This is a genomic window from Grimontia sp. THUN1695 (genome assembly GCF_059704325.2).
In genome coordinates, this window is the sequence record NZ_AP046577.1 from 1,030,368 (window position 1) to 1,055,184 (window position 24,817).

The window sequence follows — 24,817 nt, forward strand, 5'->3', positions numbered from 1 at the left end:
CAAATTGATATGCTGTACATATAGACAGGAATACAGAATCCACACATGAAACTCTCTGCCTCTAATCTGGCCCAGTGGTTTGTTCAGGGCGCGCATTACAGTATCGCTCAGGATGAAGAACAGCTGGTTTTTGAATCCAAACATATGACGGAAACCGTTCCTTTTTCTATCTGGGATGGACAATGTCGAGTTTCCCGTGGGTTACTCTGGGGCAGGTTGACGTTTGTGGTCTCGCCCGTTGACCAGCCAGCCAGAACCCTCACGGTTTATGGCCTGCCGTGGAGAAAAGTGCATGCCTATGCCGAGACAGTCACAGAGCAATATCAGCGTTGGCTTGGCAAACAGCAAAACAAGTTTATGTTGGTGGAACATGAACTGGTGGCATTGCGTGATGAACTCCGTGATCACCGGGGTTACCTGCGTGTTGAAGATTTGAAAGCGTGGCAACAAAAAGCCCGGGAGGTATTTGAACGTTGTGGTATTCACCCGCAGGTCATGGCAACGGCCAATCCGTCGCTTTATCAGGCGCTGTATGGCTGGCTGCAAAACGGTGAAGCACTGCGGGCGGCAAGAAACGCCCAGTGGCATGACGGGGAACTGGAGCGCTGGTCAGGCTGGTTTGATGGCGTGGAGGCATCACCCCTGAATGCATCCCAGCGTCAGGCAGTGTTGATGGATGACAACCATAACCTGTTACTTGCAGGTGCGGGCTCAGGAAAAACCAGTGTGCTGATGGCAAGAGCGCAGTATCTGGTCGCCAGCCAACAAACCGAGCCCTCCCGTATCCTGATGCTGGCATTTGGTAAAAAGGCCAGTGAGGAAATGGCTGGGCGTCTGGAAAAAGCCAGGCTGCATGGCGTAGAAACCTCGACCTTTCACGCGTTTGCACTCAAGGTTATCCGTGCAATATCCGGTCAGGACGCGAAAATCGCACCGTTGGCAACGGATGAGGAAGCCAAACACAGCTGGCTGACGTTGTGGCTGGCGGAAAACCTGAGCCAGCCAGCAGTTGAAAAGCGCTGGCTGAAACACCTCGAACAATGGGCAGTACCGGGGCTGACCAGCGAACGGCCTCTGGTAGAGCAGGCGCATGACGGCAAACTGCAAACGTGGTTGTGGCATCAGCTTGATTTGCTGGCGCAACAAAGCCAGCCGGCGACGGCCATCAGGGCGGCGATTAAAGGCGATGAAAAGGCTGAAAGTGAATTTGCGTTGGTGCAGCCGATATTGAAAGCGTATCTCAATGCACTTAAAGAACAGAAAGCGCAGGACTTTAATGGACTGATCCGCGAAGCGACCAGGCTGCTTTCAAAGAAAAGCGAAACCTTTGGTGCCCGTTACGATCACATCATGGTGGATGAATATCAGGATATCTCTCCGGCTCGGCTGGCACTGCTTGAAGCGCTTTGTGGTGGTAAACGCAACCGCGCGCCCTCGCTCTTTGCGGTAGGGGATGACTGGCAGGCAATCTACCGTTTTGCCGGTTCAGATGTCAGCCTGACCACAGGGTTTATGAACCGCTTCCCAGCAGGGGTTATCCGCTATCTTGATACCACGTATCGCTTCAACTCCCAGATTGGGGAAGTGGCAAACCGTTTTATCCAGGTTGACCCGCAGCAACTGAATAAACCGTTGAACAGCTTGCGTATCCAAAAGAAAAAGGCAGTACACCTGATGCCTTCAGAGGCGATAGATACCGTGCTGGAAAAGCTTGCCAAGAGTGCGGGCGACAAAGGAGCGAGTGTGTTGCTGATTGGCCGCAACAACGCCAATAAACCTTCCCGGTTAGAAGAATGGCAACAAGGTTATCCGTCGCTTTCTGTCACGTATGTTACTGCCCATGCCAGTAAAGGCCTTGAGGCGGATTTCACTCTGCTGCTGGATGTCAATGACGGCGTGTTCCCGGCCAGATCTGCGACAGAAGGGCTTGAAGCGGCACTGCTGAAAGTGGATGGGGAAATGGAACACGCCGAGGAAAGGCGCTTGTTTTATGTGGCCCTGACCCGGGCAAGGCATGAGTGCTGGATATTTGCTGACCCGGAAAAACCATCCATATTCGTAAAAGAGCTGTGGCAAGGAAGTTATCCTGTCACGTCTAAGCTGTCCAAAAAAGTGCTTCAGGCGGTTTGATCTGCTTTCATATCGGTGTCTTTGTCATCCATTTATCAAAGCCCTTAAGGATAAACGGGCACTCTTGTTGAAAAGAAAACCTGACTATCACTTTGAAATTATGCCATCTTTTGCCTATAAACTAATAATGCAATCTGCCGATACCAACCCTAGCAAGTTGTTGTCAAAATACCCGACAATATTCAAAAGCATGGTTGATAGCAATAAACACGACGAGCTTTTTTTCTCAGCATAAGCCTTCCCGGTGAGGACGTTAGATGAACATACATTCGGCTCACGCAAAAAAAACGCAAGCCAACCAGAAAGAGCGCGTTATCATGGGTCTTCAGGCCATGGATTTTATTCAGCATGGCAGTGAAGCGTTTTTGGAAGTCGTGACACCTTTAGGACAACGCCTTAATTTCAAATCTAATTTCATTGGTTTCGATGATCAACAACATATCTTCTTCACCATGCCCCGGCTGACTAAAAAAGAGTATGACGAGTTTTTCACTGAGGGGTTTAATGTCGACATAGAAGGTATCTCGGAACACGGGGAAGGAGCACTCGTGCGTTTTAGGACACGCATTGAGCATGTAATTTATCGCCCGATCCAGATTCTGGTGTTTCCTGTTCCACAACAAGCCAAACTTGTCGTGTTGAGAAATGAAGTGCGTTATGAATTAAATCTGCCGGGTGATATTCAGCTTTCAAACCGGAAGTTGGAAGTGGTATTAACGGATGTTTCCTCGGGGGGCTGTGGTTTTTGCTTTGATTCAATATCGCCGGAGTTTGATATCGACCAGAAAATTGTGCTCGAAGTGGTAAATGGCAGCGATGGTGACATCTATGCCTTGAGTGGTTCAGTAAAAAATGGGCGAAAAAAACGTGGCAGGCAGATCTACGGCATGGTGTTTGATGAGCCAGGTAAAGCCAATTGCCGGCGCCTGTTGAAAAGCCTGATTTATGATGGCACCAAATACATTTTCAAAAGCCCTAAACAAGATCATGTACTCGGTATCTAAACTGTAATAGCACCGTACTGATGGGCTTTTTTCTCCATTTATCCTCAGACACCCGATCTCCAGTGAAGGGGCAACGTCACAGGCTTTCAATAAAAATGTCTCATTTGTGAACACTCTGAGATTGTTGTCTAAACTTATCGAAGACGCCATTAAATCAGATACATTCATGACAGAATTAAATACTGAAAGTCACTTTGTTACCGCCGCGGTTGTGGCAGCAGAACTGCATAAAGCCAGGGAAATTGCCAATGACATTTCACTGACAGCGAGCAATGCGCGGGCATTGGCATTGCGAGCTGGCCAAGGCGCAGCAGGCTTTCGTGCTATTACTGATTTTATTGACCAGTTGGCAGAAACTACCGTGAAGACTTCAGACGTGATTAACCTTAAAGCGGTCACAATTAGCAGGTTAGCGACGAATGCTGTGCGAAAAGCACGTTCGATTGAGTGTTTTCAAAAAGCGTCCAATAAAAGCACTGATGCCGCTTTTCAGGACAGTATTTGCGAACCCCTTGAAGGGATAAAAGCCGATTATTTCATGATCCTGCGACAATTCCACCGGGAAGTGGCCTCACTTTCTGAACTGCTGGAAAACCTCGCCCGCGAAATCAAAACTGCGTCGGTGTTATCGGCCATGTCGAGAGTAGAAGCGTCCCAGTCAGGAAAGAAGTTTGAAGAAGGGCTCAACGTTGTCGCGGACAACGTTTCTTCTGCGGCAGAAAAAATCCAGTTGCACGTCATGATGTCCCAGTCGTTGTGCCGCGATTTAGCAGAAGAATATTGATCATCCCAAGCTTTGATTGTGGGGATTATAACCAGGCTGCACACCAATGCCGGAGACTGATCGAATGATCACAAAAGAAATCTATTCAGGAGAATCACATCAATGGTTCATGTTTGGGCGTGATCCCTCCAAGCCTGAAAAAATTATCGACACCAACCAGTATATGATTCGTACCCACAGCAATGCGTTGTTGATGGACCCGGGCGGCATTGAGATTTTTTCCGCGATGTTGGCGGCTGTGGTCAAGCAGGTACCTGTGAATCAGATCAAGCATCTCTTTGCTTCACATCAGGACCCAGACATTATCTCTTCGCTGGGGCTTTGGGACACCGCGATTTCAGATGCCAAACTTCATGCTCCTTGGCTCTGGGAAGGCTTTGTACGCCACTTTGGGATGGAACATATTGAGTATGCACCCATCGCCGATGATGGGGGAACGCTTGTACTCAACGGTGTAGAGATCCAGTTTATTCCTGCCCATTACCTCCATTCATCCGGCAATTTTCATGTGTATGATCCGGCGGCTAAAATTTTGATGAGTGGTGATGTGGGAGCGGCATTGGACGCTGACGATGCACCATTTGAAGTCGAAAATTTTGATGAACATATTCCTAAAATGAAAGGTTTTCACCAACGATGGATGCCCTGTAACAAAGCCAAAAATGACTGGGTAAAACGGGTGAGATTGCTTGATATTGATATGATGTGTCCGCAGCACGGGCGAGTTTTTACAGGTGATAACGTGGGTAAGTTTCTCGATTGGTTTGAAAGCTTGGATGTCGGCGTGGCCATCAAATAGGCCAAACAAGATGTAAAAAGGGTGCATCAGCACCCTCTGGGGTTGAGCAAGACAGAAACCTGGCTATTCCCTGAAGACCAGCAAGAGATTCAATGCTTCTCCTGGATCAATCTCGTGAGCAGTATCATCATCGAAGAAGCGGTTGAAACCTTCCAGTCTGGGATCATCACTGTTGATGTGGTGAAACCCCATACTCCATTCTTTGAACTGGCGTTCCACAATAGATTTTCGCATCATTTCAACCACGGAATAGTGACGTTTGTCCTGACAGATTTTTTTGAACAAAGGGGTAAGCACAGGCTCCTCACCTTCGATGACCTGGATAAAATCGCCATCTTTGTAGAGCAGCATACCGGTAACGCCGTTTTGTTCATTATTTTTACGAATGGCAGCCAGCATTTCCGCAAACTCTTCGTCGGTAAAGGGATGCTCAGCACTGCTAATGTAAACTATCTGTTGTAATTGTTCGCTCATCCTAATCTCCCGTGATAACCGTCGTTTTGTTGACACTAACGGCAGTGCAATCAGTACCTGAATAGGGATTGGATATTTCTTTTAAGTATGTATTAATTTTGAGTTTTTGCTTATTTAGTGAGGCAATTATTCGGGATTTTTATCAGTCATTGGCTCACTCTTAATGCAACAATGATGTCTTTCATTTTTGTATAGTCTCTATACCTAACTCCCTGCAACCTCGGGTCGTTGGAGATAAAACCAACCGGTGATTTGCCGTATGGTGTCGATGAACGGGAAGTCAAATAACATGGGAACAACCAGTCAGTGAGCATAACGCAATGCGTTTTAGGGATGCTTTTCCTTGTTTCATCTGGAACATGGGCAAACCAGGACAACGCCATCAATAGTACGTTGCCGATTGAGGCAGCAGATTGCTTGATTGTGGACAATGACAGAAATATTTTGATGGTTGATGAGACCATCAGTGGTCGCTTTTCGATTCCCGGAGGTTCAATCATTGGGGGTGAAACCCCGGAGCAAGCGGCAAAACGTGAAGTGTTTGAGGAAACGGGACTTGATGTGATTGTGGGGCAGCAAATTGCCCGCACCTACAACTCCGCCATATTTGCCTGTCAACTGGCCGTACCGGTGCCGTATTTTATCGACTCGCTTAAACGTAAGGTGTTGATGGCTTGGTCAGCGCCTCATTTCGGCAAAGAGGTGAGGCGTGTATTGATGCTGCCGGATATCAAAGTGGTGCGGGACAATTACCGCTTTCCTGAGCACAAGTGGCGGTTCCAGCAATGGATAAAAGATGTACCGCCGAGCCAGTTTGTGTTGGCGTCCGGGGAAGATAAAGTTCTGACACCTTTTTACCAGGCCCAGCTATCGGCGCTCCAGACCTTACATCAATGGAAAACAGATAATCCACTACTGGCTTTGTTTTCCAGCGGAAGCATTGTTGTCGGCAGCCTGGTCTCTCCGGTGTTTTTCCTGTTAACTCTGGTAGTTATCCGGACGTATCAAGGGCATCGGGCGGCACTGGTTTATGGTGCCGGATTGTTGGCAATTTCGGTTTTTGTGTTGGTGCTGACAACAGTACTGGTGGTGCCAAGGCCATACTTTATCGATCCGGTTTTTGGAGAACAGGATACGTTGGGTTATACCTTTCCGAGTGCCATGGTGGCCCTTATTACTTTCTTCTTCTGCTGGTTGCTGATTAACTGGAACAAAGAAAAGCACCCTAAAGGTCGCAAGCGCTTCACTCTTGTCGGAGGGCTCTTTATCTCAGTTATCAGTGCCAAAGTGATGTTGCAAGGGGAGCATTATCCCACCGATATCCTGTTTGGTGCTCTTATTGGGATTGGTTTCAGTCTGGGGTTGAAACGGGTAAATGATTGGCGGTATGCCAACCAGAAAAAAGTGCTGACATCTGCCCGATTCTGGTTAGGTGCGTTTGTGGTTACGGGAACAGTGGGTATAGCAATTCATAACCCCCACATTGTTTATCTGGCCGCGTGTTGTTTGGGGGTTTACAGTGCTTTGCTATGGCTTAAGGCTTTCCCACACTACGTGACGGCTGTTCACCGTTCTGACAAGCTGACGTTTTTCCTGATTGCAGCTGGTGGCATACTGACCATTGTGCTCGCAGAAAATTATGTGTCGTCACGTTATGCGGTGAACTGGGTGATTGTGGCATTGAATTGCGCCTCTGTCTGGGCGATTTCGGTGTGGTTGCTGGTGGTGACACCCCGGATTTTTCATCAATTTGTCCGGTAGCACGTAAACGTTTGTGTTGTTGTTTTTATTAGGCTTCAGAACACCTAGAAACGCTTTGATGCTTCTTTTGAGTGAGGTAAAGTGATGGCAGTCGTTCATTCATAAGATTGCCAGAGACCGTATAAATACCCAAACAACCTGAATATTGCATTTTCAGGTAATTTGGGTAGAAGGAGAACGGACTCCAACATGGCTTCAGGGAGCATGATGTTACCAGCACTGTCACACCAGCATACGCTTGACCCCACTGTCGGGCGGTTTCTTGATGCATTAAAAGAGAAAGGTTTCCAGGGAGAAATGGAAACGTTCTACGCCAGCCGCCTTGCCGTCGCAACGGATAACTCGGTTTATCAGCTTCTTCCCCAGGCGGTGGTATTTCCAACCTCAACCTCAGACATTTCCCTGTTGGGGAAGGTGTGCAAAGACGCAGCGTTCGCTGACATTAAATTCTCCGCACGTGGCGGCGGCACTGGCACTAACGGCCAGTCGCTGACCCGGCATATTGTTGTCGATATGTCCCGCCATATGCGCAATATCCTTGAGATCAACACTGAAGAAGGATGGGTGCGTGTTCAGGCCGGGGTGGTGAAAGATGCGCTGAATGATGCACTTCGTCCCCACGGTTTTTTCTTTTCGCCCGACCTTTCCACCAGTAACCGCGCAACTGTAGGTGGCATGATCAATACCGATGCCTCCGGTCAGGGGTCATTGCGTTATGGTAAAACATCCGATCATGTGCTGGCACTCAAAGCAGTGTTGGCAGATGGCTCTGTGCTGGATACCGAGCCGCTGCATATCAGCGATGTTTCCGGTAACACACGTGATGACTATGCAGGAAATGCGCTGAGAACCGTCGCCGAAATTTGTCGTACCAAGCGCCCGGAAATCGAGGCTAAGTTCCCGCCTTTGAACCGGTTTCTGACCGGTTATGACCTTAAAAATGCCTACCAGCCAGAAAACGAAACGTTTGATATTGCACGTGTGCTTTGTGGCGCGGAAGGTTCATTGGCGTTTATCACAGAAGCCAAGCTGAACATTACGCCAATTCCCAAAGTGCGTACGTTGGTTAACGTGAAATATGACAGCTTTGACTCCGCGCTTCGCAGTGCGCCAGTAATGGTGGAAGCCAATGCACTTTCGGTGGAAACGGTGGACTCACGCGTGTTGAACCTGGCGCGTGAAGATATTGTCTGGAACACGGTGAAAGACTTACTGACTGATGTGCCGGGCAAGGACATGCAGGGCATCAATATTGTTGAATTTGCCGGCAACGATGCGGACGAAATTGAACGCCAGGTTTCATCACTGTGTAAGCGTCTGGATGCATTGGTGGAAACCGGTGACAAAGGTGTTATCGGTTATCAGGTCTGCAACGATCTGGCGTCTATCAACAAAATCTACAACATGCGCAAGAAGGCAGTTGGCCTTTTAGGTGCCGCGAAAGGGGCAGCAAAACCTGTCGCCTTTGCTGAAGATACCTGTGTGCCACCGGAAAACCTCGCTGATTTCATTGTTGAGTTCCGTGCATTGTTGGACAGCCATAACCTTAATTACGGCATGTTTGGCCATGTGGATGCGGGCGTGCTGCACGTTCGCCCCGCACTGGATCTGTGCGATCCGGAACAAGAACGCCTGATGAAGACAATTTCTGATCAGGTGGTCGCGCTGGTGGCGAAATACGGTGGTTTGATGTGGGGTGAGCACGGCAAAGGCTTCCGTTCTGAATATGGCCCTGAGTTTTTCGGTGAAGCATTGTTTAACGAGCTTCGCAAAGTCAAAGCGGCGTTCGATCCGCATAACCGTATGAACCCGGGCAAAATCTGTACACCAATCGACAGTACGGATCCGTTGGTGAAGGTGGATGATGAGAAACGTGGCACTCTGGATCGCCAGATCCCAGTCACTGTGCGCGACAGCTTCAAGCAAGCCATGGAGTGTAACGGTAACGGCCTTTGCTTCAACTACGATACCAGCTCGCCAATGTGCCCATCGATGAAGATCAGTTACGATCGTCGCCACTCGCCCAAAGGCCGTGCTGGTATTGTCCGTGAGTGGTTGCGGTTGTTGGCAGAGCAGGGTGTTGACCCTATCAGTTTGGAAAAAGAACTGATGGAGAAAACGCCGTCAGTCCGCCAGATTGTTGCGCGTTTCAAGAATACCTGGCTTGCCAAGAAAGACGATTATGACTTTTCTCATGAAGTGATGGACGCCATGAATGGCTGTCTGGCCTGTAAAGCCTGTGCAACTCAGTGTCCTATCAAGGTCGATGTGCCAAGCTTCCGTTCTCGTTTTATTCATCTCTATTACAGCCGTTACCAACGTCCAGCTAAGGATTATCTGGTTGCGAATATTGAAACCATGTTGCCGTGGATGGCAAAAGCCCCGGTGATAGTAAATGCCTTAACCCAGCCCAAATGGGCGCAGGCAATAACAGAGAAAACCATTGGTTATGTTGATGCGCCTGCGCTTTCGGTGCCGACACTGATGGAATCACTCGATGGCCACCATGCGACCAAGTTCGATCTGGGCTGGCTGAAAGCCCTGAGCCATGAGGAGCGGGCCCGTTACGTACTTATCGTTCAGGATCCGTTCACTAGCTTTTATGAAGCGGATGTGGTGAAGGATTTGGTTACCCTGGCAGAGAAGCTGGGTAAAAAGCCGATGCTGGTGCCGTTCAAACCAAACGGTAAAGCGCAGCACATCAAAGGTTTCCTGAAAAAGTTCGCTAAGACAGCCCGCAATACGGCTGACTTCCTGAATCAGTTGGCCGCATTGAATGTGCCGATGGTGGGTGTTGATCCTGCGCTGGTGCTTTGCTATCGCGACGAGTACAACGAGATTCTGGGCGACAGTCGCGGTGATTTTCAGGTGCAGACAGCGCACGAGTGGCTGCTCAAGGTGATTGCAGATTTACCGCCAAAAGAGACTGTTGATAAAGATACTTGGTATCTTTTTGCACACTGCACCGAGAAAACTAAGCTGCCGAATGCAGAAGCCGAGTGGGGAAAAATCTTTGCACACTTTGGCGGCAAGCTGGAAGCAGTCGCGGTGGGCTGTTGCGGCATGGCGGGTACATATGGGCATGAATCTGACAAGTTGGAAAATTCCAGAGGCATTTTTGGTTTGAGCTGGAAACCCCGCTTGGAATCCTTACCGGCATCGCGTTGTATGGCGACAGGTTATTCCTGCCGAAGCCAGGTAAAGCGCTTTGAGGGCAAAAAACTGCAGCACCCTGTGCAGGTATTGGCAAAACTGGTGTAAGCTTCAACCTCTCCTCGGTGAAGCCTGCAGCTTGAGGCTGTTTGAGTATCCAGCAAGAAATGAATGAACGTCTTAATTATTAGGCGGAGAAGCGGGGAGTAGCTGATAATCTGGTTGGTAGACACATGTAGAAATGGAAGGAGTCAGGCATGATCGGGTTAAAACCACATGTGACGTTCCATGGCGTTTGCAGGAATGCCCTCGATTTTTACAGTCAGGCGCTGGCTGGAGAAGTGAAACACATTGCTACATATAATGACTCGCCGGTAGAGTTCCCTGAACACTTACTCAATCGGATCATGCATGCTGAGTTTGCGTCACCTGAAGTGGGGTTTTACGCCTCTGACGGTTTGGATGACTCCTTAGCGCAAGGATCAGGCGATGTTGCCTTTCACGTCGGCTTTGACAATGAAAAAAGACAGAGCGAAGTGTTTATGGCGCTGTCAGAGTTGGGACAAATCGTGATGCCATTGGATTATACGTTTTGGAATGTCAGGTTTGGTATGGTCACCGATAAATACGGTATTCGCTGGATGTTAAGCTGCCCGACAGATCAACTTAGCGAATAAAACAAGGCTGAATTTTTTGGGCTTCCATTTGATGGGGGCCTGATGATAACAATCAAGGCCATTATCATTTCTGTGATGAGTCTAGAAAACGCAACATCGCGCTTAGGTAACTCGTTGCCATAGCTGTTATACCCAGCACGAATCTGCCTCTATATTCAAGAATCACATTGTTGGATAAAAAAGTAACACAACATAAGGCTGGCACTCTGTCGCCTGTTGTGTGATAGTCTTTAAAAATCAAAAAGATGTTTAGCCAATGAGCAGCCCTGTTATAAAGGTCTGCTAAATAGGTATCATGCCGGGGTATCAGAATGGTAAAAGTTGTATTTATTGTCAGTCTTATCCTCATTGGTTTTTTTGCTGCCAAGTTCCTTGATGAAAAGTCTCAGAAGAAGCTAACGATTGGCGCCGTTGTGGTGGCCGCTGTTGCCGTAGTGATATTGATCATATCGGAACTGATGCGCTGACATATTGCTATCAGAACATTTTCGCCGCTCCAAACAGACAAAAAGCGAACCTTTCGGCTCGCTTTTGTGTTTTCTGTTCCGGCCAAGTGGTTATCTTGCTGCCGGGCGTTTTTTGCCCGTATGGGCGGGTTTACCCGTGTTTGAATGGGCTTTGGGTTTGCCACCCTGAGAGGCTGCTTTATTGCTTGCAGGCTTCTTACCCGCAGGTTTTCCGTTACGGGAGCTAGGTTTGCGGATATCCGGTTGGTTCGGATGTTTAGTGGCAAAGCGTTTCGCGCCATGACGGCTGGAACCGCGACGTTGCGCTGGTGTCATTTCTGCTTCTGAGCCTTCTCGGGGAACCAGACAACCCGGGCGATCACCAATTAGGTGACGTTTACCCATGCTGATCAACGCTTCACGCAGCAATGGCCAGTTGGCCGGATCGTGATAACGCAGGAAAGCTTTGTGCAAGCGGCGCTGGCGCTCACCTTTTGCGACAAACAGTTCTTCGCGCTTCTTATATTTCACCCGTTTTAGCGGGTTGGTTTCCGCGTGGTACATCGCTGTCGCGTTACACATCGGGGATGGATAGAAGTTCTGTACCTGATCGCAGCGGAAGTCGTTTTCTTTTAGCCACAGCGCCAGGTTCATCATGTCTTCATCAGTACAACCCGGATGGGCCGCAATGAAATATGGGATCAGGTATTGCTTCTTACCGGCTTCTTTTGAGTATTTTTCGAACAGTTCTTTGAAACGGTCATAGGTGCCCATACCTGGCTTCATCATCAGGTCGAGTGTGCCTTTTTCGGTGTGCTCCGGTGCGATTTTCAGGTAACCCCCAACGTGATGGGTGACCAGTTCTTTCACGTACTCTGGCGATTCGATCGCAAGGTCGTAACGCACGCCTGACGCAATAACCACTTTTTTCACGCCTTCAAGCTCACGCGCTTCACGGTAGAGATCAATGGTGTGTCTGTGATCGGTATTCAGCTTTTCACAGATTTTCGGGAACACGCATGACGGGCGGCGGCAGTTTTTCTCTGCGCGCGGGTCAGAACAGCCGAGGCGGTACATGTTCGCCGTTGGGCCGCCCAAATCAGAAATAACACCGGTAAAGCCTGGTACTTTCTCTCTGATATCTTTGATTTCGTTGATGATCGACTCTTGTGAGCGGTTCTGGATGATACGGCCTTCATGCTCGGTAATTGAGCAGAAAGAGCAGCCACCAAAACAGCCACGCATGATGTTCACCGAGGTTTTGATCATCTCGTACGCAGGGATTTTTGCATCGCCATAACGAGGGTGGGGAACACGTGCAAATGGCAGGCCGAACACGTAGTCCATCTCTTCTGTCGTCAGTGGGATTGGCGGCGTGTTAACCCAAAGCTCACGCTCACCGTGCTTTTGAGCCAGTGCGCGTGCAGAATAGGGGTTGGTTTCCAGATGCATCACGCGGCTGGCATGCGCATAGAGGATTCGGTCGTTCAGCAGTTTCTCGTAAGAAGGCAGGCGTACGAAGCTGTTTTCTGCATCATGCCGTGAAGGACGGACCATCACAGGTTGTGCTGCTTTTTCTTTCTCGCCGCTTTTGTCAGTTGCACACGCTGATTCGGTCGCGTATGGGTTTGGCATTACCATCGCTTTGCCGGGTTTATCGATACGTGAGCTGTCGATTTCCGTCATTCCTGCCGGCACTTTTTTCAGCATCACTGCGGTGCCGGGAATACGGGTCATATCGGTAATCTTTTCACCACGGGACAGGCGATGTGCAACATCAACCAGTGCACGTTCGGCATTACCAAAAAGCAGGATGTCTGCTTTAGCATCACACAATACGGAACGACGCACTTTGTCTGACCAATAATCATAGTGTGCAAGGCGGCGAAGGCTTGCCTCAATACCACCTAAAACGATCGGAGTATCTTTGTAGGCTTCCTTACAGCGCTGCGAGTAAACCAATACCGCACGGTCAGGGCGTTTACCGCCTTCATTACCCGGCGTGTAGGCGTCATCGTGTCGCGGTTTGCGGTCAGCGGTATAACGGTTAATCATGGAATCCATGTTCCCGGCGGTGACACCGAAGAAGAGGTTTGGCTGACCCAGTGCCATAAAGGCTTTTTTATCCTGCCAGTCTGGCTGTGCAATAATCCCCACGCGAAAGCCCTGAGCTTCAAGCACTCGTCCGATAACCGCCATGCCAAAGCTGGGGTGATCGACATAAGCATCACCGGTAACAATGATGATGTCACAGCTATCCCAGCCGAGCATGTCCATTTCTTCCCTGCTGGTTGGCAGAAAAGGCGCAGGACCAAAACACTCAGCCCAAAATTTCGGGTAGTCAAAAATTTTCTTTTCAGTCAATCTATTCGAGTTCATCTTTATTATCTTCGGGCATAGGTGGGACACTGAAGTCTAGCGTAACTGACACTCCACTTTTCGACTTCATCACTGTCAGTTTGGCCGGTTTATTTTTGTGGAGGAGTGACTCATTGTTTTTTCTGTATATTGAATTCACTCCGGCGCTCAGTGCCCTGCAAGTGCTTGGTTGTTTTGCAGGGGTGTTGATCTTTCAATCAGGCCCAGTATTGAGGTTCATTCTTATGGATCTCAATGGGCGTTGAACAACAACCCTCAACATGCATCATTAAAAAGTAGGTTGGGTTTGGTGCGACTGGATTGTAGTGCTTTGATGATAACAAGTACAAGAGTGATCACATTATTTCGTAGGAAAACAGAAAAAACGCAAATTGGGTGAAGGAATGGATTGCGTGTTCTGTACTAAACATGTCACACGCTTTGCTTAAGCACTGAAGGATAGGGTATCCCCAAGTGACCTGAGCCTGTCTCTTTGATCACTTGGGGAGCTTGGTAGGGACACCGTCAGTGAATGGGTCTCTGCCAAGTGCGTGTCGTCAGGTGTCTTTTAATGCTCTGCCGATACCATTAAAAGTAGTAGTTGGTATATATATTCAGAGACAATGTATCTGCATAACTGTCGAATTGGTATTTTACATTACTACCAATCGCCAGTTTAGGTAACACTTTGTATTCTGCTCCCGCAGCCAACATTGCCCCCACTCTATTTGATTTATCTGATTGGTGATAAAGCGATTCGCTGAATTCGACATCGTTATTGGTGACCAATTCATAGTCTTTATGCTTGTTAGCCTGGGACTTATATTCAGTGTATGTCAGGCCTGCTTTGAATTTGGCTGTCCATTTGTCGTTCAGCGTATAGTTATATACCGGTGCCAGCGAAAGCTGCTTGGCTTTGATGGATGCGTCCCACTCATGTTCAGTGAGGTAATCCTGACCATTGACGTTTTGAACACCAAGGTATTGTGAACGGCCATCATCTGGCTCATATTGGCTATAGCCCAGTTCAATGGCCCAGGTGTCATTAAATGAATAGCCGACGATACCGCTGAAAATACCTTCATCGAGGTCAGGTTTCAGTACCAGGTTATCCTGTAGGAAATGAGCTTCTACATTATGATTTGTATGGCCAATTCCATATTCTAAACCGATGTAAGGGGCCGCTGAGGCTGAAAAAGAGCTTGTTATTAACAGTGGAAGTAGTAATTTTTTCATTGGACATTCCCTACATTTAAAAAGCCGTATCGCACTTTACAACCGGTAATGTGAAGTGTTCGTGAAAAGTGTCGTTAAATAGGGCTTCTTGTGCATGTAACTAAAAACTAATCTAACGAATGATGTTTGTGCAGAAGGCGTACAGGGGCTCTGCCAGTCATGCTATTTATGCCTGTTCAATCATTTCGCAGCAAAAGGCCAGGCTGATAGGCGGTCTGGCCTTCAGGTGGATGCTCTCCAACAGCACGCAATTATCTACTACTGGGTTGTTTACGCAATATAGAAATTACTGAACGATGCGGATGCTACTGACATCAATGGTTGTGTGGGTAAATTCTTTATCAATTTCTCCCATGATGACCACTTTCGTTGTCGGCTTAACGATTTGACCTTGCCAATCTTCGGCATCGATCTCTACATTAATTGTGCCGGTTTCATCCTGGAACTGATACATTTCACCACCCAGTGCTTGTGTGATGTAACCTGTAAGAGCAACAGGCTGATCGTCGCTAAATATACCCACATCCAGCACAGATTGAACGGTGTTAATGGCGCTGACCGGGCCGGAGAAACCACCACCAACGGTTGATTGTGGCGAAATAATATTTTCTGCCATTGCTGTTGAAGTGATTGATGAAAAAGCGATAAACGCCAATGCTGTAAAATATGATTTCATGACAAACTCATCCTCTATATATAAACGCAAGTTTATTATGCTGGATAACATGCTTTCATGTTGTCTTAAGCTATAAAGCGGTTGCATTTTAGATTAGCGATATCTCACACGTCAGCTTACATTTTTGTAAAGTTGCGGACAGTAATATGCAAAGTTGGCGTGCTCAGGCGTCGGTATGTCTGAATGCACACAAACGCCATGTTGTTCGTGAAACAACATGGCGTTTGTGTGGTGATTGAATGGCTAGGGCCAACAGCTCCTAGACCCCTAGAATCGGTAGGTAATGCCGACAGAGCCAAAGAATTCGCTGGCGTCATAAAAGTCGATGTTGGAATCTGTGTTGTTGTAGCCAGCGAGGGTGATGAATGAGAGCGGGTGAATGTCAAAAAAGTGCGCATATTCGTAAGCGAGAAAGGCTCCGTATTCAGTGTCGCTGCGGGTTTCTCTAAAAAGAGGATGGGCCGCATCGTAATCGCGGATGTGGTATTTTCCGGTCAAGACAATGTTGTTACGCCCGGCAAAACTGAAATAGGTCAGCTCACCGCCGTATGACTGGTGTGACATCGCTTCGCCATCGGCGTCATTGTTGATGTAGATGAAAGCAGGGGAAATGCCTTGGCCCTTACCAAGAAACTGGCGATAACCCAATTTGGAATAGAAGGTATCACTGTTTCTGTCCAGACGCTGTTGCTCGGCATTGGAAAGTCCCAGTCCAGCACCGCTTTGCTCGTTATCGACGTCTGTTTGCGCGTAGGCAAGATCGAGAGAAAGCATGGAGCCACCGATACGATCAAGCTTGAGACGGTAAGCATCCCCGGATTTTTCGGTTTCTGTTCTTGGTGAACCTAAAGCGAAAGGGTTTGCCCAGACATCTTCTGCCAGTATCGTCGGCAGATAGGAAAGGGAGATCTGTGTGCCTGAGGCCAGTTCCTGCTTATAACCTATCTCAAGCGCAATGATACCAACGGCGATATCGTCACGGGATGTTCCCACAAAGAGTTGTTTATCCATCCCTTGCCCAAAGGTAAAAGACAGGTTCCCCAGTGCGCCCAAAAACGAATCTGTTTTGCGGTCACCCACCGAATTGAGTGGCGCACTTTTTGTCTCATTGTTACTGGTCGACAAGTTTGAGTCAGTCGATGTGACACCGCCAATGACGGAAATCTCACCACTGAATCCTCCTTTATCTGCTAGTTCAGCATGCGTAATGAAAGGTAAAAATGCCAAGGTGGTTAGCAAGGGCGTTGTGTTTTTCATTCATTTCACTCCCTGAAATTAATGTTATTGAGTGCGTATGCTAACAGAGTGGGGAGTGTAAAAAATATACCTGTGCACCAATCAAGCGAACGAGCGTTTCGATCGCTCTGTTATTTATTACGTTGTACAAAATCGATAAAAGCGCGGTTGGCCAAGGAAAGATAACCATGCTTACGCCATGCCATGGCAATGTCCAGTGTGACTGGTTCTTCAAAAGGAATGGGAACCAACCCCGGTTCATGTTCTGTGACCAGTTCAAGAAGGGCAGTGATGGCAAAGCCATGCCTGACAATATTGAGGATCATCGTAAGCAGGTTAGTTTCAAAGGAAAGTTGGGGGGTAATTTTATGGTCGGCACAGATTCGATCGATAAACTCACGGTGGAAATACCCTTTTTTGAACATCACCAGTTCTTCATTAAAAAACTCATGAAAACGGATAGACGTTCTGTCAGCCAGTGCGTGGTCAGTGGAGGTGACGGCCACCATTTGTGATGAAATCAAATGGGTGGTTTCGAGCGCGGAAGGTACATCCTGGTTATGGATAACGCCAATATCCAGTTCGCCATCAAGCAGCATCTGGCGAATGGATTGGGTACCGGCTTCTACCACACTGAGCTTGAGATCCGGGTAACGGCTTTTAAAGCCCATCAAGATGGAGGGGAAGAAGTACGAGCCCAGCATACCGGGTACACCGACACGCACTTCACCCTTCTGCAGCCCCCTTAATTCCGCCATCGCCGTATTGGTATCTTCCACCTGCTGGAGTACCCGCAAGGCGTGAGGCAACAGGGTTTCACCTTCATGGGTAAGGTGAACCTGCCTTTCGTTGCGGTCAAACAACGGCAATCCAATAGATTGCTCGAGCTTTTTGATGGCAATACTCAGGGCAGGCTGGGCGATATTGAGCTTTCTTGCTGCGCGGGTGAAGTTCTTTTCTTCTGACACGCAGACAAAATAACGTAACTGGCGGATATCCATGTCATTACCATATCTTTTAGATCTTACTTCTATATATTTAATATACTTCTTTTATCGCTGATAGCTTGTTAATTTCCCTGCATATTGTAAAAAAAGTGAGCGAACCCCATGATTGAATTGCAGACACCCGCCTACAGAAAAGCGGCCTTTGCCCTGTCGTTTGGCTCTTTTCTTGTGTTCTGTAATCTTTACCTGTTTCAGCCTATGTTGCCGGTTTTTGCGGGTGCATTTGATGTAACAGCGACAAAAGCAAACTGGTTACTGGCGTCTTCTACGCTCGGGTTGTCATTGAGCTTGCTTCCCTGGGCGCTTGTCTCGGAAAAAGTCGGTCGCCGTCCGGTGATCCTGTTGAGTTTATTGTCCATGCCTGTCGTTGGTGGGCTGTCTCTTTTGGTGGATTCTTTTTGGGGATTGGTTGCGCTGCGTGGTTTGATGGGGATTGCATTAGCAGGTTATGCCGCTGTTGCCGTGGCCTACATGGCGGATGAATTCAGTCCGACAGCGCTGGTGGTTGCCGTCGGCGCCTACATCAGTGCCAACTCCCTAGGGGGAATCACAGGACGCCTGGCAGGCGGGATGTTAGCGGATGCCTTTGGCTGGGAAGGGGCAGTGGCTGCGATGGCAGCCTTCACAGCACTGGGTATGGCGATGGTGTATTTTCTTTTGCCACCACAACGTCGTTTTGTTCCATCGCAAGATTCCTATTTCAAGCAATTGCGTGTCGTCGGGACACACCTGCGCAATCCTATCCTCTGGGGGGCAATGGTGATAGGCGGTATCAACTTTGCGCTGTTTGTGAATATCTACTCGGTAGCAACGTTCCGTCTTATCGAAGCGCCATTTAACCTGCCTGTCAGTGTCGCGTCTGCGATTTTTATCTGTTATCTGTCTGGGACATTGACCTCAAGATTGGGCGGTCGTTGGGCGAACCGCTATTCTCCAATATCTGGCATGACGTTTGGTACATTGGTGACCTTGGGTGGTGTGTTGGTGGCCAGCATTGAGCATGCTGCAGCAGTGATCGTGGGTCTGTTGATTATCAGCGGTGGCGCATTCTTTACCCACTCACTGGCTTATGGCTGGGTTGGGCGTCGTGCAAACCAGGGAAAGGCCACCGCGACCGCCTTGTATCTGGTTCATTATTATGTTGGCGGCAGCCTTGGGGGGTTTTACTTAATAGGTTGTTGGGAAATGGGAGGCTGGAATGCGGTTACCCTGGGGGCACTTTCCCTTGCGGCTGCCAACATTGTGCTTATCCAATTGCTGGGGGCAAAAAATAAAAAAGTCCCTGTGCAGGAACAAGAGCCCTGTTGAGATGAGGGGCTTTAACTCAGCCTCTCCAGCCATGGTTGTTTCTGGTTAGCATCCACTTGCTGTTGATGGTTATCGTAAGCATGGCTTCGGTCGCGCCCGGCGTTTTTCGCGGTGTAGAGTGCCTGGTCGGCCTGAGTAAGGATGGACGACAAGTCATCATTCTGGTTCCGGCTGGTGCTAATACCAATTGATGTGGTGACTTTCAGGGGATTAGACAGTCCTTCTACCTTGATTTCCATGTCCCGCACACGGGTCATGATGCGATTTGCAACCAACTGGGCGTTGTCCTCACTGCATTTCGGCAGAAACAAAATGAATTCTTCGCCGCCAAACCGTCCAAAAATATCGCTTTTACGTTGCGTTTCCTTTACCGCATGGGTGAACGCCTGCAGCACCAAGTCACCGGCATGGTGTCCATATCTGTCGTTGATGCGTTTAAATTTGTCTAAATCCATTAGCAACACCGAGTAAGGACGGGAGTGAATGCGGGTGTTTTCAAAATCTCTCTTGGCCAACGTTAACAGCATGCGGCGGTTGTAAATGCCTGTCAGTGGGTCAAGGGTCGCATGGCGGTACAGGCGTAACATCATATGCAGTTTTGATGTTTGTGCCCAAATAACCAGAAAGCCGACAACGGTTTGTAACCAGTAAAGGGCGAAGGTTTCAAACGAGAGTAGTGCGCTGCTCTGCATATCAACGTAGAGCTGGGAAGCGGCGGTGATCACCATCAAGCTCACTGATTCTTTTACTGTCAGGGGCAGGATGGCCAGAATGACTACATACACGAATGGCAGGAGGTTATAGCAATAACTGAATGCATTGATGCTGTGGGGGTAACCCAGAGAGTGGTTTGCCAATATATAGAACATATTGAGGCAGACAACCAGCGCCAGCATGGTATTCCTACAGGCATTGATGGTGCTGCGCTGGCTCATCATCCAACCAATAAACAGCAGCACAACAGAGAATATCAGGCGCTGAACAGTCAGCTCACCGGCTGCGTCTTGCAGGAGCATGACATCAACAGGGATCCAGAGTACACAAAGCACCGCCCAGAGATAACAAAGGGAAACCAGCCGTGTCCGTAGGTACGTGGCACGGGTAGTGTTGAAGGCAACGGCGTGCGATTTTGCACTCAGCACTTCCGTAAACTGGGTTTTGTACTGTGATAAGGACATCTCCATATCCCGCACGCGTCATCCTGTCAGTAAGTTGGTTGGGTGCCCTTGGCTTACACCAATATCAGGACCTATTTTTGAACCACGTTCACAAATATAACTTATCTATAAAAACAGTTACATATCAATGCGACTGAATGCAAAATAATCATTGATTTATGTGAGCACTCCAACGTTGTTGCATGGGGTGTGGTACGACATATAATGTCGGCTACGAAAGAGACAGGTGAAACAAAAATGTACGAGTTAGTTAGCGCAGTGGTGCTTGCGGGTGTGCTTGGTGCCCAGGCAGTGCTGACCTTGGTTTTGTTGAAAGGGGATATTTGCCCCGGCCAACGCGGCCGTCTGCATAAAGCGTTTTGGTTTTTGGTGGCAGGATGGGGGGTGACGATCCCATTTTTTCCGTTTTCTGTACTGCCTTTTATCACACTCGGTATTTTCTCTTTACGGTCTAAATCTGGTAAAACGCGCCAGTCTGGTCCCGTTCCCCTGTTGCATCTCTCCAATGCATTCGGTGTGTTGGTGCTTGTTGTTACCGGGATGGAGCAAGGTGTATTAACAGCGTTGCTGATGCTGGCTCAGGTTCTGTTGGTAGGAACAGTCACCGCTCACTGCCTGATGGTTAAGGCGCGCTCACGTTTGCAAGCTTTTCACCGTATTCTGCCTGTCACTGGTATTGTCGCTGCAATGCTGACAGCTATCACGCTGGCGGTGGCAAGCCAGTCGATGGAGCTGGCTGCAGCGGAAGCTATGGTCACATCTGTGCTTGTCAGTCTGGGCCTTGCAGTGGTTGGGGTGTTGGTTTGGGTTTCCCATTTGCTTCGTCAAAAGGCACCACATTTAGCGCAGCTTTGTGTTTCTTTGCTGGTGATTGGTTGCGCCTCGGGCGTTGCCCTGTCAACAGTGATTTAATCCTGTCTCAGCGACAATAAAAAGGCACATGAAGTGCCTTTTTTAATGTCTTTTTTTACCCAGTCTCGCGTTGTGGCAGTCTATGCTTTTCCTGTGAACCCAATCTTTGACTCAGGCGGGGAAGCGAGAATGGAAATACATAACCTTGATAGTCTGGACAGCGATATCATGTATGGCATCGTCAATGAGAAGCTTCGGTTGGAGTGTGTCTCTCTGGACGACCTGGCCTCCCGGTTTGAGCTGGATTTACAGGCGTTTCAGGCCAAGATTGATGCCATGGGCTGTTACTACGATCCGCTAACGAACCAACTCCGGCAAAAATAATCGTTCTGATCTTTGTACTACACGCGCTTGATACCTTCCAGGTGTGTGTGGCATTGATTGCGGGCAGTAGAAAAGAACGCCTGTAAATACGGGCGCTGCGCTTCCTGGCTCCGCACCGCCGCAAACAATCTTCTCCAAAGGCCTGCTCCCAGCGGTCTGTCAATGACCAGTCCCTGTCGTGAAAACTCACTGATTGCCCAGTTTGGCAAAGCCGCAACGCCCAATCCTGCCGTCACCATTTGTATCAGCATCAGGGTGTTGTCTGCGGATTTGAAGTGAGCAGGTTCGATGCCTGCCGGTTGCAGGAAGTGTTTAATCACATCCATGCGTTGGCGTTGTATCGGGTAGGTGAGTAAGGTTTCGCTGTCTAAATCCTCGGGTTCAATCTGCTTTTTACTGGCCAACGGGTGGGTATCAGCCAACACCAGACGCATTTCAAAATCAAACAAAGCTTCAAAGTGAATTTCACTGCGGGGCGCGATATCTGACGTGATCACCAAATCCAGCTCACCGCCTGCAAGTGCAGGCAAAGGTTCAAACCCAAAGCCCGATGAAAAATCCAGCGTTACCAATGGCCAGCTGATTTTGTATTCCTTCAGGGCCGGCATCAGCCATTGGAAACAGGAATGACACTCAATCGCCATGTGCAGGCGTCCCTTAACGTCTTCCTTTAGCGCAGCCAGTTCAGTTTCTGCCTGTGTCAGCCTTGGCAGCATATCATCAGCCAGTTTTAACAGCACCTGTCCTTCTGCGGTAAAGCGCACAGGACGGGTTTTGCGCAGGAAGAGTGGAGCCCCCAGCCGTTGTTCGAGATCTTTAAGCTGGTGGCTCAGTGCTGACTGGGTCAAACAAAGTTGGGTAGCCGTTGATGTCAGCGAACCCGTATCCCTGAGTACCGCCAATGTTCGTAGGTGTTTCACTTCTAACATGAATTTATCTCAACATCCGTTTGAGTAATTTGAGTTTGTTTTATGCACTCTAATCAATCAATGTGGACATGTAAACATCTGGACGGCTAAATAAAGGAATTCGCTATGACCACAACACATATTCTTGGCTACCCCCGCATTGGCAACAAACGAGAACTGAAATTCGCACTGGAACAATACTGGCAAGGTGAAATTAACCAACAGGGCCTGCTGGATGTGGGGGCGACAATTCGCCACCATAACTGGCAGATACAAAAGGACGCTGGCTTGAATTTTGTCACGGTAGGTGACTTTGCCTGGTACGATCAGGTGCTGCAAACCAGCCTGACACTGGGGCATATCCCTAAGCGTCACCGTAACGGGCATCCTGATCTCGACACCCTGTTCCGTATTGCTCGGGGGAAAGCGCCAACGGGCTGCAGTTGTGCTGCCTCCGACATGACTAAATGGTTTAACACCAACTATCACTATATTGTTCCCGAGTTTACCCATGACGATAATTTCTCATTGAGCTGGAACCAGTTGTTTGATGAAGTCAATGAGGCGCAGAGAGCGGGCCATCACGTCAAACCTGTGGTGTTGGGGCCGGTGTCATACCTTTACTTGGGTAAAGAAAAAGAAGCGGGCTTTAACCGTTTGGATCTTCTTCCACGCCTGCTTTCTGTTTATCAGCAAATTTTTGCCAAACTCAAAGCGCAGGGTGTTGAATGGGTACAAATTGATGAGCCGGTTCTTGCCCTCGAACTGCCTGATGAATGGCGTAATGCCTATAAGCTTGCTTATCAGGTCATCGGCGGTGATGTGAAGCTGCTGCTGACAACTTACTTTGAGTCTGTCGAGAAGCAACTGGACATTGTTTCAGCGCTGAATGTGAATGGCCTGCATATTGATCTGAGCGTGGCACCCCAACAGTTGGATGCGGTTATCAACGCCGTGCCGGATGACTGGGTGGTGTCGCTGGGAGCCATTAATGGACGCAATGTCTGGAAAGCGAATCTCGGCAACTGGTTGGAAACGCTCTCCCCGGTCATTGAAAAGTTGGGTGACCGTGCTTGGATAGCCACCAGTTGCTCGCTGCTACATTCCCCGGTCGATTTGGATCAGGAAACCGATCTCGATCCGGAAGTCCACTCGTGGCTGGCGTTTGCCAAACAGAAAACCCATGAAGTGGTGTTGCTGGCGGGTGCGCTTTCCGGTAGTGATACTGCAGTTACCCGATGTGGTGAGTACAGTGAGGCAATTAAAGCCCGTGCGACAAGCACACGTGTGAACAAGCCTGAGGTGCAGGCGCGCGTTAAAGGTATCACCGCAGCCCTTGCAGAGCGTGAAGCGAGGTACACCGAGCGGGCGAAAGCGCAAAAAGCGGCGCTGAACCTGCCTCTGTTTCCCACCACAACCATTGGTTCGTTCCCGCAAACGGGCGAAATCCGTCAGCAGCGCCGCGCCTACAAAGCCGGCAGTTTGTCCGACGCTGACTATAAGGCAGCGATGAAGGGTCACATCAAGGAGGCGATTGAGCGTCAGGAAAAACTGGGTCTGGATGTTCTGGTTCACGGCGAACCTGAGCGCAACGATATGGTGGAATACTTTGCTGAGAACCTCGACGGCTTTGCCGTCACCCGCTTTGGCTGGGTGCAGAGTTATGGATCCCGCTGTGTGAAACCGGCGGTGATTGTCGGGGATATCTCCCGTGAAGCACCCATCACGGTGGAATGGGCCGCTTATGCCCAATCGCTGTCTGATAAGCCGGTAAAAGGCATGTTGACGGGCCCTGTCACTATTCTCGGCTGGACATTCCCGCGTGAAGATCTGTCCCGCCGGGAAATTGCACAACAAATCGCATTGGCGTTGCGTGACGAAGTGGCCGATCTTCAATCCGCCGGGATCAGCATCATCCAAATTGACGAGCCGGCAATTCGTGAAGGGATGCCTTTGAAAACCAGTGAATGGAAAGATTATCTGGGCTGGGCAGTGAATGCGTTCAGGATTTCAGCAGCAAGCGCCGTGGCAGGTACCCAAATCCATACCCATATGTGTTACAGCGAGTTCAATGACATCATCGATTCAGTGGCAGCGCTGGATGCCGATGTGATCACCATTGAAACGTCGCGCTCTGATATGGAACTGCTCAAAGCTTTTGATGAGTTCTCGTACCCCAATGAGATTGGGCCAGGTGTGTATGATATCCACTCGCCGAACATTCCTGCGGTAGAGAGTATTGAAACCTTGCTGCAAAAAGCACGCAAAACCATTCCAGATGAGCGGCTTTGGGTGAACCCGGATTGTGGCCTGAAAACCCGTAACTGGACCGAAGTGAATACCGCATTGACTAATCTGGTACAGGCAGCAAAAAACCTGCGGGGACAGGCTTTGCAGCCCGATTAATGGTGCTCAGGCAGACAAGCCCGTGCTGGTGTTTCAGCCC

The 24,817-nt window shown here is 49.0% G+C and carries 20 protein-coding genes; 12 read left to right on the forward strand and 8 right to left on the reverse strand.

What is annotated here, in order from left to right; all coding sequences use genetic code 11:
- The first annotated feature begins 45 nt into the window (after nt 1-45).
- The 4 genes from helD to AC6IB1_RS08290 all read left to right on the forward strand — a co-directional run bounded on the left by helD (nt 46) and on the right by AC6IB1_RS08290 (nt 4,717).
- Nucleotides 46-2,130 (forward strand): DNA helicase IV, encoded by a 2,085-nt coding sequence (helD, locus tag AC6IB1_RS08275; RefSeq protein WP_497568610.1) that lies wholly within the window; start codon nt 46-48, stop codon nt 2,128-2,130.
- 257 nt (nt 2,131-2,387) lie between these two features.
- Nucleotides 2,388-3,134, forward strand: coding sequence for a flagellar brake protein (locus AC6IB1_RS08280; RefSeq protein ID WP_497568611.1), 747 nt, complete (start codon nt 2,388-2,390; stop codon nt 3,132-3,134).
- A 166-nt stretch (nt 3,135-3,300) separates the two neighbouring features.
- Nucleotides 3,301-3,918 (forward strand): chemotaxis protein, encoded by a 618-nt coding sequence (locus AC6IB1_RS08285; RefSeq protein WP_497568612.1) that lies wholly within the window; start codon nt 3,301-3,303, stop codon nt 3,916-3,918.
- Between the two features lie 64 nt (nt 3,919-3,982).
- Nucleotides 3,983-4,717, forward strand: coding sequence for an oxygen-binding di-iron domain-containing protein (locus AC6IB1_RS08290; protein ID WP_497568613.1), 735 nt, complete (start codon nt 3,983-3,985; stop codon nt 4,715-4,717).
- A gap of 63 nt (nt 4,718-4,780) precedes the next feature.
- On the opposite strand, the gene AC6IB1_RS08295 is transcribed toward AC6IB1_RS08290, so the two are convergent.
- Nucleotides 4,781-5,191: a BLUF domain-containing protein gene (locus AC6IB1_RS08295; protein WP_497568614.1), complete on the reverse strand. Its 411-nt coding sequence runs from the start codon at nt 5,189-5,191 to the stop codon at nt 4,781-4,783.
- Between the two features lie 333 nt (nt 5,192-5,524).
- On the opposite strand from AC6IB1_RS08295, the gene AC6IB1_RS08300 reads away from it, so the two are divergent.
- The 4 genes from AC6IB1_RS08300 to AC6IB1_RS08315 all read left to right on the forward strand — a co-directional run bounded on the left by AC6IB1_RS08300 (nt 5,525) and on the right by AC6IB1_RS08315 (nt 11,249).
- Nucleotides 5,525-6,952 carry a phosphatase PAP2 family protein gene (locus AC6IB1_RS08300; protein ID WP_497568615.1) on the forward strand — a complete coding sequence of 476 codons (1,428 nt, stop codon included), beginning with the start codon at nt 5,525-5,527 and terminating at the stop codon, nt 6,950-6,952.
- 207 nt (nt 6,953-7,159) lie between these two features.
- Complete coding sequence (gene ydiJ, locus AC6IB1_RS08305) at nt 7,160-10,213, forward strand: D-2-hydroxyglutarate dehydrogenase YdiJ (protein ID WP_497569113.1); 3,054 nt, start codon at nt 7,160-7,162, stop codon at nt 10,211-10,213.
- Between the two features lie 149 nt (nt 10,214-10,362).
- Nucleotides 10,363-10,782 carry a VOC family protein gene (locus AC6IB1_RS08310; RefSeq protein ID WP_497568616.1) on the forward strand — a complete coding sequence of 140 codons (420 nt, stop codon included), beginning with the start codon at nt 10,363-10,365 and terminating at the stop codon, nt 10,780-10,782.
- A gap of 311 nt (nt 10,783-11,093) precedes the next feature.
- Entirely contained in the window at nt 11,094-11,249 is a 156-nt protein-coding gene (locus tag AC6IB1_RS08315; RefSeq protein ID WP_497568617.1) for a hypothetical protein, read from the forward strand.
- A 90-nt stretch (nt 11,250-11,339) separates the two neighbouring features.
- On the opposite strand, the gene AC6IB1_RS08320 is transcribed toward AC6IB1_RS08315, so the two are convergent.
- The 5 genes from AC6IB1_RS08320 to AC6IB1_RS08340 form a co-directional block, all read right to left on the reverse strand.
- On the reverse strand, nt 11,340-13,607 hold the full coding sequence (locus AC6IB1_RS08320; protein WP_497568618.1) for a YgiQ family radical SAM protein: 2,268 nt from the start codon (nt 13,605-13,607) through the stop codon (nt 11,340-11,342).
- Between the two features lie 567 nt (nt 13,608-14,174).
- Complete coding sequence (locus AC6IB1_RS08325) at nt 14,175-14,822, reverse strand: AcfA family outer membrane beta-barrel protein (RefSeq protein WP_497568619.1); 648 nt, start codon at nt 14,820-14,822, stop codon at nt 14,175-14,177.
- Nucleotides 14,823-15,108: 286 nt separating this feature from the next.
- Complete coding sequence (locus tag AC6IB1_RS08330; RefSeq protein WP_497568620.1) at nt 15,109-15,498, reverse strand: YgiW/YdeI family stress tolerance OB fold protein; 390 nt, start codon at nt 15,496-15,498, stop codon at nt 15,109-15,111.
- Between the two features lie 267 nt (nt 15,499-15,765).
- Nucleotides 15,766-16,755 (reverse strand): DUF2860 domain-containing protein, encoded by a 990-nt coding sequence (locus tag AC6IB1_RS08335; RefSeq protein WP_497568621.1) that lies wholly within the window; start codon nt 16,753-16,755, stop codon nt 15,766-15,768.
- 110 nt (nt 16,756-16,865) lie between these two features.
- A complete protein-coding gene (locus AC6IB1_RS08340; RefSeq protein WP_497568622.1) occupies nt 16,866-17,735 on the reverse strand; it encodes a LysR family transcriptional regulator in 870 nt (289 codons plus the stop codon).
- A 108-nt stretch (nt 17,736-17,843) separates the two neighbouring features.
- On the opposite strand from AC6IB1_RS08340, the gene AC6IB1_RS08345 reads away from it, so the two are divergent.
- Entirely contained in the window at nt 17,844-19,049 is a 1,206-nt protein-coding gene (locus tag AC6IB1_RS08345; protein WP_497568623.1) for an MFS transporter, read from the forward strand.
- Nucleotides 19,050-19,060: 11 nt separating this feature from the next.
- Here AC6IB1_RS08345 and AC6IB1_RS08350 read toward each other — a convergent pair whose 3' ends face one another.
- Entirely contained in the window at nt 19,061-20,227 is a 1,167-nt protein-coding gene (locus AC6IB1_RS08350; RefSeq protein ID WP_497568624.1) for a diguanylate cyclase, read from the reverse strand.
- Between the two features lie 237 nt (nt 20,228-20,464).
- Between AC6IB1_RS08350 and AC6IB1_RS08355 the strand changes: the two genes are divergently transcribed.
- Together AC6IB1_RS08355 and AC6IB1_RS08360 are read left to right on the forward strand one after the other, a co-directional pair.
- Nucleotides 20,465-21,139 carry an HI_1241 family integral membrane domain gene (locus AC6IB1_RS08355; protein WP_497568625.1) on the forward strand — a complete coding sequence of 225 codons (675 nt, stop codon included), beginning with the start codon at nt 20,465-20,467 and terminating at the stop codon, nt 21,137-21,139.
- 129 nt (nt 21,140-21,268) lie between these two features.
- Entirely contained in the window at nt 21,269-21,463 is a 195-nt protein-coding gene (locus AC6IB1_RS08360; protein ID WP_497568626.1) for a DUF4250 family protein, read from the forward strand.
- Between the two features lie 17 nt (nt 21,464-21,480).
- Here the strand turns inward: AC6IB1_RS08360 and metR are convergent, their stop codons facing one another.
- Nucleotides 21,481-22,392, reverse strand: coding sequence for an HTH-type transcriptional regulator MetR (gene metR, locus AC6IB1_RS08365; protein ID WP_497568627.1), 912 nt, complete (start codon nt 22,390-22,392; stop codon nt 21,481-21,483).
- A gap of 105 nt (nt 22,393-22,497) precedes the next feature.
- On the opposite strand from metR, the gene metE reads away from it, so the two are divergent.
- Complete coding sequence (gene metE, locus AC6IB1_RS08370) at nt 22,498-24,777, forward strand: 5-methyltetrahydropteroyltriglutamate--homocysteine S-methyltransferase (RefSeq protein ID WP_497568628.1); 2,280 nt, start codon at nt 22,498-22,500, stop codon at nt 24,775-24,777.
- The last annotated feature ends 40 nt before the right edge of the window (nt 24,778-24,817 follow it).